Raw genomic sequence first — 13,628 nt, forward strand, 5'->3', positions numbered from 1 at the left:
TAGTTTATTGTGCTTCTTTCCAATTTTTATATACATTTTCTACTGTGTCCTTAAATTCTTTTTCAAATCGATTAATACTAAATCGTTCAGCGTTTAATCTGATAATTTCTTTCTTGAATAAAGACTCGTTTTTTTCAAAATACTCTAGAGCTTCTATAAGAGAGTTTACATTTTGATTATCAAAAAATATTCCTGTAGAAATTGTAGAAATTATGTCTTCGCCAGGAAACACTCCTTGAATCGTTTCAAGAGCGCCACCTTTACCATATGCGATTACTGGAACACCACAGGCTTGAGCTTCAATAGGTGCAATCCCAAAATCTTCTTCAGCTGCAAAGATAAATGCTCTTGCATGTTTTATCAGCTTTTGCATCTCTTCTTTTTCAATATACCCTTTGAGATCTACGCTTGGACCTGCAAGTTTTTTTATTTTTTTATAGTCTGGTCCATCTCCAATAACAATTAATTTTTTATTAGTTTTTGAAAAAGCTTCAACTATTAAATCTATTTTTTTATAAGGAACCATTCTTGAGCAAGTAATGTAATAATCACTTGTACTTGTAGTCAGCGTAAATGAGGCCGTATCTACAGGAGGATAAATTACAATAGATTCTTTATTATATATTTTTTTTATTCTTTTAGCTACGTATTTAGAAATAGCAATATAATAATCTGGTCTATTCGCAGTTGAATAATCCCATAGTCTTAATTTGAACAAGAAATACCTAGCGAAAAACCCTTTTATTCCTCTATCTAATTTTGCTTCTTTAATATATTGAGAATATAAATCCCAAGCGTATCTTACTGGAGAATAAACATAAGAAATATGTAATTGATCAGGTCTAGTTAAAACTCCCTTTGCAACGGAAGAGGAGGAGGAAATAACTAACTCATAATCCGTTAAATCTAACTCTTCAATAGCAAGAGGAAAAAGGGGTAAATAACTCCTATATTTTGTTTTTCCGAATGGAAGCTTCTGTACAAAAGAGTTTTTTGTATGCTTCCCTTTTAAAATGACATCCCTATGTTTTTGTGATAAATTATCAATTAAAGAAAAATGATCAAAATCATCCCAAATGTTAGTGAAACTTTCAACACATCTTTCAGCACCTCCGTATACGGTATACCAATCATGGATTAAGGCTTTTTTCATTTTAAAAAATTATTTACTCCAATTTACCTATTATGGAGGGACGAGGTAATTAAATATTGTTTTTGCCTTTTAAAAAAAAGGACACTGTTAAAATATGAATAAAAAACAATCCCCACCTGACGAACAAAAATACATTCAAAAAAAGAAACACACATAATCATAACTATAAAAAACAAATAAAGTACATTCTTGTTTTTTATACTATGAAAAAATGGTGCAATAAACATTGTTAATAACAATAATAACCCAAATAATCCATATTTTGCGCCATTTCTTAAATATTCGTTATGAGAGTTTAAACTTTTCCCTGAAAAACGATATTCTTCATAACAATCGTATAGATAGGGGGTCAAATCTCTTGTGCCAATTCCAAATAAGAAGTTTTCTTTAAAAACTCTAAATGAGCAATCCCACAAAATACTTCTAATATATAGTGGGTTATGTCCCTTATCATTAAACAATTCTAAAAATCTTGGAGTAAATGTAGAGAGAAAAATAAATATTAGAAATAAAATTGAAAATGTAAAAAAAATTGACTTACCTGACCATTTTCTTTTTGTTGCTATTGTTATTGCTGTTGAGATAGAAAAAAATAGAAAAATAAATGTAGCAGTTCTAGAGCCTATTAGAATTAATAATGAAAATATTATAAATATCATCAAAACACTATTAAAGATAATTCCTTCCTTAATAATTTTAAACATAAAGTAAGCTCCTGAAAAACAAAGAAAAATACCATAATAAATATGCATATTAGGCAAAGTTTTCATAACACTTTCCAAATCGTAATATCCTAAAGTATAAAACGAATATCCCAAATAAATAAACCCTAAAAAAACAGCGGTATAAGAAAAGGTTTCTAGTGTAATATTTACATTAATTGAATCAAATTTATTATAAAATAATTGAACAATTATAGGCATGATTAATAAAGGTAATTGAGTATCATTAGCTGAAAAAAAACTATCTGGTTGACTATCAAAATAAGGAAATCTCAAAACCTGAATTATATATATTAATGAAAATAAAATAGTCCATCTATTTTTTAAAACAATTTTAATTTGATAAAGAAGTTCTTTTGATTTATACTGAAGACATGTAGTAATTATAAACAATAATAAGCTTACTAGAGTAAACTTATCTCCAATCAATAGGGATATTGGAACAAGTGTAAAAGACAAAATATTAAGTCCTTTTAAAAAATCAAGATTCAAATTAAGCATGCTCTTTTTTAATTCCATTTACATAAATATAATATAGACAAAATATTAAAACAAAAGGTAGGGCATTAGAGGGGCTTGTTAACCTGTGTTCAGTAAAGCTCATTATAATAAGATTAAAAAAAGTAAATAATAGGGACTCCTGTACAAAAGTTGATTGAGCATTTTTTCTTAAAAAAGAATAAATTGAACTCAATAAATAAATAAATATAGCAAAGCCCAGAATACCTTGCTCTCCTAGAATGTGCAGATAGGAATGATGTGCATGATGAGAGCTAAACACCTTTGTTTTTTGTTGGTTGAAGTTTACCAAACTCCCATATCCATTATCAAATTTAAAGGGTAGATCATTAACTGAACCAAATCCCGTTCCTATCAACGGAGAATAAAAAAAGCACATCAGACCCCTCGGCCAGTTTTGATAAGCTCTTAAATAGATATTCATTTTCTTTCCACTAATCAAGCCTTCTTTTTCAACAATATATGATCGTAATGTTTGACTAGTAAACTGGTGCTTTTCATAAACCGGATAAGTATTTGATAATATCACTATTTGAACCAGGATAATAGCTAATATTCCATATTTTATAATCCACGCCTTATTTATCTTCCATAGATAAAACATACCACCTCCCAAAATCAAACCTAATAACGATCCTCTTGATTTTGTTGCATATAAAAGAAAAAGAGAAATAAAGATTAATAGTAATGTTTTTATGTTTTTATGTTTTTGAAACTTCACTATTAAAAGTGTGCAAATTATACTTAGAAATCCTCCAGCAGCATTAGTTGAATAGAACAAACCTTTAAAAGCACCACTATAATTTTCTAAGCCTAAACCAAGTACATAAATTATAAAGTTTAGTAATACAATAAAAGTTAAAAAAATAGATAATAGTTTGTCTATATTAAAGCGATAAGAAAATAAAGGGAAAAATAAAAGTGGAGCATAAGAAATTATGAAATTTCCATCATATCTATAAAAAAGAAACTCTAAGAAAGATTCGGGATAATAAACTAAAACGCTAATTACAGATGCTAAAAAGAATAGTACTGTCGCAAAAATTACCCTATTAATTCTTTTAATTAATAAGAAAGAGACAGAAAACAGGGTTAATGCAACTAATGATGGAATAGGACTTACATATATAATATTTGTTGTGGTTCCAACTAATCCAAAAATCAAAATCAGAACAATAAGATTTTTTTTTTTCATTTAATGGTTTTTGTTATCAAAAAACATTTTTTAGGGTTAATTTTTTAAATACAATCTACCTCGAAATGATAATTATTAAATGCTTCTTCTCTTTTACAAAGATAATCATCTTGATTGTTTGATATATCAGTAATAATTTTCATTACTTCATTCCATGATTTACATATTGGTCCAATGTTTAAGTTTTCATAATTGTAATAGAAATTTACCTTTTCACGATATTCTTCCAAATCATGGCTCATGAATATAATTGGTCTGTTTAAAAATAAAAAATCAAAAAACACGCTTGAATAATCTGTTATCAAGATATCTGTATATTTTAGCAAAGGATAGGCGTCTGCATGTGGGTAAACATAAATAAAATCTAAACTTTGAACAATCTTTGATGTTTCATTAAAGTCAAGAAAATGGGCTTTTATTACAAATAGAGTATTATTCTGTTTACAAAAAGTATTTAACTTGTTTAAGTCTAATTTTGAATCCAAAATTACATCTAAAATAGATTTATTAAATACAGCCCTATGAGTTGGTAGCCACGATATAATTTTGTTGTGTTTTTTTGATAGAGACTTTAACAAATCAACCTCTGGAAAAAAAGTTGAAGCTAGCTCAAACTTATTATCAAAACAAAGAGTTCTTGGTTGTCTAGCTAAAACAATATTATCTGCAATTTTATTGTTTCTAAAAGATTTTGAAAAGGGTTCTATTAATTTTAATTTCGCTGTTTCACATGGAGCGATTAAAATATCACATTTCATATAATAGGCATAAGGAAAATATTTAGAAATTAAAATGTATATCTTTCCTGAAAGATTGTGTTCAGTCCAATCTCCGCCATATCCAATTTTTCTCAATGGCATACCATGCCATAATTGAATGATTTTCGCCCCTCCTATTAACGCACTATTGATGTCGTCTAATCGATGAGAAAGATATGCCTTTGATGCCCTTAATGTAATATATATTCCCTTAAAAGAATACAAATATTCAGCAGGAAGGCCTTTTAATTTTAACTCTTTAACAACATCTCTATTTTTAGAAATCCAAATAAGGTTTAAACTTGATTTTTCCTTACTATAATAGTTTATGTAATAATACTTTGTATTATCGGCAAAGTGCTTTCCCAATGAAGAACCAATTACGGCTAACTCCTTTTTTTTAGGAATGACCATTGAAATATAATAGAAAGGAAAGCCTATTATTATTTTTAGTACTATTTTAATATACTTAAAAACTCTTTTCATCCTTTTTGTGGCTTTTTAGCTTTTATTTTAAGATATACCCCTACTTGAAATATGTTTATAAAAATTGTTATTGTTAAAAACATTATAGAATCTGAAAAGACTAGTAATTGTACTATGTAATTTATAGAAAAAATAATAAGTAAAAACGAAATATTTTTTGTAAAATTTATTGTCTTATAGGCAAAGAAAAAATAAATAGTATTCAGAATTATATGCGAAATTAAACTCGCTAAAAAGGCTCCCTTAATACCATAAGTTGGAATTAAAATTACGTTTAAAATAACGCTGAAAATAATAGATATAACCACTGCTCGTGCTCTAATTATTTGCTTCCCAAAACTTGTTAAAATAATCCCTGGTACAATCCCAATATATCTTAATAAAATAATTAAAAGTATTAATACAATAAATCTCTCAAGAATAAGGTATTCTTGAGAGAATAGTAAGAGTATGATTGTTTTCTTATAAAAGAAAATTGTAGTTAATGTAAGTCCTGAGAACAATAAGACAAACTCAAATAGAGTAGACATTTTTTTAGATACAATAGATCTTTTTTTAAATATTTTAGATATTTCTGGAATAAATGCATCGCTAATAATAACAGCAATTAGCATAGAAGCCATTATTATTCTCATTCCTGCTTGGTATAAACCTACATTTTCAAGAGTAGATAATATAGATAGTATAAACGTATCAATATAGATAATAGAAGCTCCAAGAATTAAGTGCACTCCATAAGGTGTAGCTGTTCTTATAGCAATTAAAGATTTCTTAAAATTAAAAGTGACTTTTTTAAAAAAACTTTTTCTAAATGCAAAAAAACCAAAAATCATATAAATAACTCTTACTATAAGTAAAATTATCGAATAATAGATAATATTTTTGCTTCCGTAAAAATGATTTAATCCAAAAAGGGTTAATAAAAAGGACCCTTGGATGATATAACCAATAGCTTCTTTATCAAATCTATCTACAATTTTAAAATTGTTTAAATAAAAATTTCCGAAAGATATAGGAATTGCAGAAACAGCCAAAATAGCAATCACTTTGTTTGTGTTAACATCATATTGACTTAATAAAAAAAATAATCCAAATCCTGAAATAATAATTCCTGAAATAATAATTTTCGAAAAAATCATTGTGGATAATTCTTCATTTACCTCATCTTTCGTTTTACGAGTTAAGACTAAGCCCTTTAAATTAAAACCATAGTCCAAACACAACGTAGCGATTGAAGCTATTATAAAAGCGATTGAAAAGCTTCCAAAGTCGGAGACACTTACCATTTTCGCTATATAAAAGATTACAAATACATTTATAAGCAACTTAAAAAAAAGAGAGATGCTTAAAAAGAGGTATTTTTTATAAAGGTGCATAAACGAAGCCTATTAAACTTATATTAACCATCCACGGCAAATTGATAACCCCTTTTTTAAGGCCTATTATTATTGATCTTTTAGAATGTTTTCAATCTTGGAAATCTATATTGGAGTTCAAAAAATGTAATATATACGATGTTGATGATCAAATGTATTTATCATAAATCAAACATTTTTCAAAAAAACGGATAACATGTTAAACGCTAGAGTTAAAAAAACTATTTGTCTTCTTTTCCTCTTAAATCTTTTAATGTTTTATTAATTAAAGTAGAGGAGGTTCCTTCGGTATATGGAAAGTAAATTATTTTTACTCCAACAACTTTAAATTTTTCGTCTAGTTCTTTCCATTTGGGAGTATTTAACCAATCATCTCCAACAAACATAACATCAAATTTGAGGCGTTCCCACATGGCAAACTTATCCATATCGTTTTGCGGAACAACTGCATCAACATATTTAATGTTTCGAACTATTTCCATTCTTTCTTGATGGTTAATAACCGCTCTTTTGTTTTTGTAACTAACCAATTCGTCACTAGTAACACCAACTATTAAATTATCACATAATCCTTTTGCGTTCTTTAACAAATTTAAATGTCCTATATGAAATAAATCAAACACACCAGAGGTGTATCCAATAATCGCTTTTTCGTCTCCTCTTTTATACATTTATATATCTTTTTACTACCATTGCCATTCCTTGGTAAAGTAATTTTTTTTAAAAATCTCAATATTAATAAACATCCAAAGAATCTGTCCTGCCCTTACTTCTTTTTTGCTTTTTAAAATTAGCTCCTCAACAACTCCTTCTTTTAGCCAGGAACACTTAGAAAGAAGATTTCTTGCCTGATATTCAAGGTTCTCAAACCATTCAGTTAAAGGAACAGGAAATCCTACTTTCTTTCTTTCTATTACTTCTTTTGGCAAATATTTATAAGAGAGTTTTCTAAGTAGATATTTTGGAATATCCAATTCTTCACTATAATCCTCTGCATACATGTTACAAGCCTCTGATTTGGCTTCTTCATTCTTCCATTTTAGCTTTAACACATAAGGTATCTCTTTATATGCGAATTCCAATAATTCGTGATCTAAAAATGGCACTCTTGCTTCAACAGAAGCTTGCATTGTAGTCATATCAACTCGTTGCAGCAATCCTTTAACATGATATTTATGAAAATAATTAAATATGTTTTCTCTATTATCTCTTTCCTTGAATTCCTCAACAATCTTTTTATCAAATATAGCCCTATAATCTACTGGTGTACATATTAATTGATCTCTCATTAATCTTGGAACATATTCATATTTTTCAATTAAACTTTCGTAAAAACTTTGCTCTTTTGAAGAATTTTCATAATCAAATGGTAATCGGAATATCTTTCCATACCCCCCAAGCAATTCGTCTGCTCCTTCGCCAGAAAGTACTACGGTTATTTTTTCTTTTAATTTTGATGACATTACGGCTAATGGAATTTCATTGGGCACACCAAGAGGGGCATCTTTATATCTTATAAGGCGCTCCCAATTCGCCATATAATCTTCCTTTTTCATTAGAATCTCATGATGGTTCGTTTGGTATTGATCTGAAACAAGTTTAGCATAAGAAAATTCATTTATTTCAGCAAAACCAATAGTATATGTATTGATTTTTTCATTGGAATTCATGGCGGTTATCGCTGTGATTAAACTAGAGTCAACTCCTCCACTTAAATAGGTTCCTAAAGGCACATCTGCAATTAATCTATATTTTATTGCTTTATTAATTTGAAAATCAAACCGTTCAAGAATATCATTCTCGTCAAAATCATTTGAATAATTGAATCCCTTAGGGATATCCCAATATTGTACTTCATTCATTGATAATTCTTGATTTACATGTAAATAAGTGCCTGGATTTACCTGATAAATATTCTTAAAAAAAGTAAAAGGAGCTCTTATATATCTGTTTGCCAAGTATTCATCAACTGCTAATTCATTAAATACCGATTTAACAAGTCCACTTTTCAAAATTGCTTTGATTTCAGAAGAGAAAATAAGATTTGAACCGTCATTGTAGTAATAAAGAGGTTTTATGCCAAGTCTATCTCTAATTAGAAATAAATCTTTTGTTTGGGAATTATACAATGCTATTGAAAACATTCCATTTGATTGTTCAATAAACCAGTCTATCCCTTTTTCTTGTACCGCTGCAAGAATGACCTCAGTATCGGAGTTTGTTGCAAAGGAATAATTCAATTTTTCCTTTATTTCTTTAAAGTTGTAAATTTCACCATTAAACACAACATGCCATTGTTCATTATTTGAGTGCATTGGCTGGTTTGAAACCTCACGATTGTCAATTATACTCAACCTTCTATGCCCTAAAGCTAAATTTTCATGGATATAACTTCCTTCAGCATCAGGACCTCTATGTACAATAGATGAATTCATGGTTTGAATTCTTTCCTTTAGATTAGGAATTCCCTTAATTAAATATATTCCAGCTATTCCACACATATAAGTATATCAAAAGTTTATTGTTCCCTTAGTTGTATATTAAGTGCCTAATTAAATTGCTTCGAATCATTCGTGTTTATATGTTATTTTTCTTTTTGAGAAATTCAACTTATACACAAAATATTTAAAAGTTACATGTTTATGACGACTAGCAAAACTACAATTATTATTGTCACTTACAAATTTTGTGGCTTCATACAATACTTCATTGTTTTTAATATAAAATCAAATTACGTCATTGCATCTGAATCTATAAAATTACATGTGCCATATTTTTATTTCTAAATGATAAATATAATCCAAAGAACCTATCGGCAGCATTGATTATTCCATATCTACTACATAGATCGGTCCACATGGGATTCCGCTGCTAAATGAACTACACCATCAAACTTATATTTCTTAAAGATTTCCTCGATAAAATCAGCATCTACAATATTCCCTTTAAAGAATGTATAATTTTGATGGTTTTCAATATCCCTTAAATTCTCAAGATTGTGAATATTATAATTTTTATATGTATTTACAAATTTGCGAACAACATGGGAACCTATAAATCCTGCACCTCCTGTAATCAATAATTTCATTGCCCATATTTTATCTATAATTCAAGTTCTTTTTATGTAATTTAGAATATGTGTAATGTTATTCTTGAATATTATATGCTTTCTTATTGAGGAATTTCAGAAAAGAGCCCAAAAAGAACAATCCAATTAGTATTAAAGGTATCAATATAATATTCTTTCCAAAAAATGTTTTTATGACTTCTTGTGGCTTCCCGAAATTTATAATTTTGATGGGATCCGTACGTTCTGTGAGTTCCAATTTTTTTGATTCAATATCTTTAATCAAACTATTCTTAAGATCAAACAACCCTGTAATATTCACTGTTTCTTGATTGTCCAAAACAATTCTATCATTACCCTTCACCCCATCATTTTTTGCTATTTTTTTTGCATAGTTGGTAATTATCTCATCCACCTGCTGTAATAGTTGCTTATTTTCCTCTATCCGAGAAGTTGCATTTTCCCTATATACCGTTATTAAACCATCAAAATACTCATTGGTATTAATATACTCCATCACTCCTTTTGCCAATTGTTGCCCTACCTTAGTATCATTGAAGTAGAAGGTGATGCGATGGTTAAACGAGCTTTTATTCTGTAATTCAGCCCTAACAATATCAGCAATTGACTCCGTATTTTCAAAACTTTGAAGCAATTCCAGATATTTCATTTCACTTTCACTGCTCACCCGATTTTCATCTACAGGGTTAATTGTAATTTCCAATCCATCAAAATTAGTTAAATGAACTCCCATAGCTGAAAAAAAAACTGTGTCCTTTGCCTTTAAATTCGCTTGAATTTCATTAATAACATCATACAAATAGTTCTTGCTCTCCAATTGAGGTTTCACAATAACCTCTATTTTCAGTTTCTTGTCCACAATTCTATTTAGTCCAAAGCCTATCGCCCCCCCTAAAACAATCAATCCAACAAGGATTAAGGCATTCTTTTTTAAATAGAGGAATACTCTTAACAAACCCCTGAAAATGCTGTTAAACCCTTTTCCTATGAGTTGAAACAACTGTCCCAAATCAATTTCATCCGAAGCGTTGGTGTTGTTGGGTGTATTATTTTCTGCCATTATATCTTATGAATTGAATTAAATATTTGTTCTAAAATTCGGTCTGTTATCAAATAAGTGGGTTTTACCCCCGTCGTCCCCAATCCGCCTGAAGCTAATGTTCCTCCGGTTTCCAAAGGGTTATCCGAGGCATAATAGGCATATCTGACTTTTACGTCCTCACGAATACTCTTGCGTATTTTCGATGCCGATTGAATGGCCTTTTGATAATGTACCCCTTCCATCTCCAGACCAATGACATTCCAGGTGGACTTATGGAAAAATTTCAAAATATCCCTATTCTGCAAGGAAGTACCCAAAACCGTAACCATGGCACCCTCAAACACTTCTAAACCATATCCCTGGAAATCCTTCGCACATAATTCATTCTTAAAAGGATAATTATCCGAAGTGCCTTCAAATATATGTGCCGAAGGTATCATTAAATCCCCTTTGCCCCCTTCCAAAATCCCGGCCTTGCCCATGATTGAAATCGAAGCAACATCCAAGAAAACATCCCCTTTTTGCTTGCTTTTATAGGGTTTCAACAGCTCATCTATAGTTTCATAGGCTTGCTCCCCAAAGGCATAATCCATCACAAATATAACAGGTTTTTCTTCTTGGGGAAGTCCTTTTGGTAAATCGTAACAACAAGCATCCTCCCCAATCTTTGCCAAATCGAAAATCTGTACATCAATATTGGTGCCCGTATGATCATCTATGGTGATCATCCCATTTTTTCTTGCAATATCACTCACTTTCTTTTGCAACAAATGATTTTGATGGGAACTCAACGCTTTATAGATTTCCAATGAGCCGTCTTTCGGATATTCCTTGGCCAATGCCTTTTTAGCAAACAAGGAGTTCATTACGCTATGCATATTCGCACTTATGATATGGATCGGCCGCGATAATAAATCGTTTTTTGCCATTACCTCTTTGATCGTATTCGCCCAACGTTCCCCATGTATATGGTGCCCCAATCTTTCGCGCAACATCGAAGTAAAGGTAATCGCCCTTTTATTTCCCGTCACTTCTTCCTCTATAGCCAATTTCCCCATCCAGTAAATGATGTGAAGAAACTTTTCCGGTTCGGCTTTGGTAGCGAATTTTTTGTGGTATTCCAACACTTCCTCAAAGGGCCGGTTCAATATATTTGAGGTGTGGATCAATGCCACTTCACGTTCGGCCAAGGAAAGTTTTTTCTTTTGAACAGCGGCTTCCAGTTTACCCCAATCACGAATGGTTTCCTCAGTATCCTCTATGAGGACATGTTTACAGATTTTATGGGACTCAATGAATAAAAACGTAAGATGCGTAAGAATGTCATAAATATCGGAACGCCCTCGGGTAATCTCGATATTCATCTGCTCGTCATCGATGCGATAACAATTCCTTCTTCTTTTGGGTGGAATTATCGGTGCAAAATGGGCCTTTCCGTACCCCTCGTCCGAGGTAAGGTTTATAAACCTACATTGTTCAATACCTTCTGGCAAGCGTTCCAAAACGTATACAAGTCCGTCCAATTCTGCCTTTTCCTCGCCAATGGAACCATAAATTTCTGGCCGTAATTGTAACAAGGCATTCCTTAAGGTTTCCCCTGAAACCCCCATAGGTTTATAAAAACCCCGGTTGAACAGATGGCGCATCGTAATATACAAACGCTCTATGGCATTGGTGGATTCTTGCGCCCTGGTAGTAACTCTAGTATTTTTCATAAAAAAATTTCAAGCAAAATTACAATTTAAATATATAAAATTAAGGGGTGCTTTAAAGTTCTTGGGATAGCTATCCTTCTGTGGTAAAGTGCGATAAGGCATCAGCTACCTTACGGTCATTGGCCAGGCGTTGTACCTTATTTTGCCCGCCCAGCTTTCCTACCGATTTCATATATTCCTGGAAACCCCCATTCTTTATCGGACAAACTTTTAGGGTCTGTAAAATCTTACCGTCGATCAAATCAAAATAATAGCTGTTCTGGGCCTGTAGGGATGTATCCAGTATTTCAATGAATTTTTCCATATCCGATGGTTGCTTTTCAAACTCAATGAACCATTCGTGATAGGGCAAATCGTTTTCCTTGGGGGTTATTTGTGGGGCCACCGTAAACTCATTGATGCGTGCATCCGTCGCATGAACTGCTTTTAACATCGCTTCTTCCACTTCCTTGGCAATAACATGTTCCCCAAAGGCCGAAATAAAGTGTTTTATACGCCCCGAGACCATGATTTTATAAGGATTCAATGAAATAAACTGAATGGTATCCCCAAGATTATAGGCCCATAATCCTGCATTCGTTGAAATAATCATGACATAGTTAACCCCAAGTTCCACATCCTTTAAGGTCAGTCGTTTCCTTTCTTCATTGAAGAATTCATCGGCCTTTACGAACTCGTAAAATATCCCTGAATTCAAGAGCAACAACATCCCCTTTTCGGTCTGGGAATCCTGGTAGGCGAAAAATCCTTCGCTGGCAGGGAAAAGCTCTATACTATCGACTTTTCGTCCGATCAGGTTCTCGAACTTGGCACGGTAGGGTTCGTAATTCACACCCCCATAAATGAACAATTGGAAGTTCTTGAACAGTTCACCGACCTTTTTTTGGCCTTTGGTACTCAATTTTTCAAAATACATTTGTACCCAAGAGGGTATCCCGGCAATGACGGTCATATTCTCCTCGATCGTCTCATCAACAATGGCATCGACCTTGGTTTCCCAATCCTCTATACAATTGGTCTTCCAACTGGGCAATCTATTTTTCTGAAGGTAGCTTGGTACATAATGGGCTGAAATTCCGGAAAGCCTGCCCAATTTAATTCCGTTTTTATCTTCCAATATAGGACTCCCTTGCAGAAAGATCATTTTTCCGTCCACGAAATCGGCATGTCCTGTTTCATTAATATAATTTAATATCGCGTTCCTTGAGGCCTCCACTTGTTGCTTTATCGAAACATCCGTGATGGGTATATATTTTGCGCCTGAGGTCGTCCCTGAGGTCTTTGCAAAATAAATGGGCTTCCCTGGCCAAAGTACATCGGCATCCCCGGCCACTACTTTTTCCACATAGCCTTTGAGTTCTTCATAATCACGGATCGGCACATTTTTTACGAAATCGGCATGATCCTGTATTTGGTCGAAATTGTGTTCTTTTCCAAAAAGTGTATTACGGGCGGTATTCAACAATTCTTGGAATACCGCTTCCTGGGTTTCCAATGGGCGATTCACCCATTTGGTGGTTTTTTTAGCAACCTGTTTTGCAAATATTTTGGCCGCGAATGACTTTAATGACATA

Annotated in this window: 10 protein-coding genes and 1 pseudogene; all 11 read right to left on the reverse strand. The window is 31.7% G+C overall.

The features are described 5' to 3' along the window. Positions 1-4 precede the first annotated feature (4 nt). The 11 genes and pseudogenes from HPE56_RS17975 to HPE56_RS18025 all read right to left on the reverse strand — a co-directional run bounded on the left by HPE56_RS17975 (position 5) and on the right by HPE56_RS18025 (position 13,627). A complete protein-coding gene (locus HPE56_RS17975; RefSeq protein ID WP_188245138.1) occupies positions 5-1,153 on the reverse strand; it encodes a glycosyltransferase in 1,149 nt (382 codons plus the stop codon). Between the two features lie 23 nt (positions 1,154-1,176). Continuing rightward, positions 1,177-2,394: an O-antigen ligase family protein gene (locus HPE56_RS17980; RefSeq protein ID WP_188245139.1), complete on the reverse strand. Its 1,218-nt coding sequence runs from the start codon at positions 2,392-2,394 to the stop codon at positions 1,177-1,179. Then, positions 2,369-3,589 (reverse strand): O-antigen ligase family protein, encoded by a 1,221-nt coding sequence (locus HPE56_RS17985; RefSeq protein WP_188245140.1) that lies wholly within the window; start codon positions 3,587-3,589, stop codon positions 2,369-2,371. Before HPE56_RS17985 ends, HPE56_RS17980 begins: the two co-directional genes overlap by 26 nt. Positions 3,590-3,633: 44 nt before the next feature. Continuing rightward, on the reverse strand, positions 3,634-4,833 hold the full coding sequence (locus HPE56_RS17990; protein ID WP_188245141.1) for a CDP-glycerol glycerophosphotransferase family protein: 1,200 nt from the start codon (positions 4,831-4,833) through the stop codon (positions 3,634-3,636). Next, on the reverse strand, positions 4,830-6,209 hold the full coding sequence (locus HPE56_RS17995; protein WP_188245142.1) for an oligosaccharide flippase family protein: 1,380 nt from the start codon (positions 6,207-6,209) through the stop codon (positions 4,830-4,832). Before HPE56_RS17995 ends, HPE56_RS17990 begins: the two co-directional genes overlap by 4 nt. A 221-nt stretch (positions 6,210-6,430) precedes the next feature. Continuing rightward, complete coding sequence (locus HPE56_RS18000) at positions 6,431-6,880, reverse strand: adenylyltransferase/cytidyltransferase family protein (protein ID WP_188245143.1); 450 nt, start codon at positions 6,878-6,880, stop codon at positions 6,431-6,433. A 15-nt stretch (positions 6,881-6,895) separates the two neighbouring features. After that, entirely contained in the window at positions 6,896-8,710 is a 1,815-nt protein-coding gene (asnB, locus tag HPE56_RS18005; protein ID WP_188245144.1) for an asparagine synthase (glutamine-hydrolyzing), read from the reverse strand. Between the two features lie 341 nt (positions 8,711-9,051). Continuing rightward, positions 9,052-9,297 (reverse strand): annotated as a pseudogene (locus tag HPE56_RS18010) (GDP-mannose 4,6-dehydratase); the annotation flags it as partial. Positions 9,298-9,355: 58 nt separating this feature from the next. Continuing rightward, a complete protein-coding gene (locus tag HPE56_RS18015) occupies positions 9,356-10,357 on the reverse strand; it encodes a hypothetical protein (RefSeq protein WP_188245146.1) in 1,002 nt (333 codons plus the stop codon). Then, complete coding sequence (locus tag HPE56_RS18020) at positions 10,357-12,054, reverse strand: DUF6909 family protein (RefSeq protein ID WP_188245147.1); 1,698 nt, start codon at positions 12,052-12,054, stop codon at positions 10,357-10,359. Before HPE56_RS18020 ends, HPE56_RS18015 begins: the two co-directional genes overlap by 1 nt. A 70-nt stretch (positions 12,055-12,124) precedes the next feature. Beyond that, positions 12,125-13,627, reverse strand: a complete 1,503-nt coding sequence (locus tag HPE56_RS18025; protein ID WP_188245148.1) for a GH3 auxin-responsive promoter family protein — start codon at positions 13,625-13,627, stop codon at positions 12,125-12,127. Position 13,628: the final 1 nt, after the last annotated feature.

Source organism: Maribacter aquimaris (assembly GCF_014596745.1).
In the GTDB taxonomy this organism is placed as follows: domain Bacteria; phylum Bacteroidota; class Bacteroidia; order Flavobacteriales; family Flavobacteriaceae; genus Maribacter_A; species Maribacter_A aquimaris.